Here is a 251-nt window from a genome sequence, read left to right on the forward strand (position 1 = left end):
AGGGTGCTTTTAGCAGGACTTGAACGAGATAAAAACTATAAAATCCTTTGGGTAGAGCATACGGACAAGCAAAATTTAGAGCTAAATTTCGTAATCCCACGAATTGAGCTTGAGAGTTTAAAGAGCTTAACGCCATATTACTACAAGGCAGACCAGAACAGAATAGACGCCTTTAAAGACATAATTAACCTAAAATACGGCTTTACAGACCCCAACGACCCAAGCAGAGAGCAGCCTATCAAAGCAAGCAA

General features: G+C 40.2%; 1 pseudogene. It reads left to right on the plus strand.

The annotated features are described in order from the left end of the window. Positions 1 to 251: pseudogene (locus CDOM16190_RS10555) on the plus strand (hypothetical protein); the annotation flags it as partial.

It is taken from the genome of Campylobacter sp. RM16190 (genome assembly GCF_012978835.1).
Classification (GTDB): domain Bacteria; phylum Campylobacterota; class Campylobacteria; order Campylobacterales; family Campylobacteraceae; genus Campylobacter_A.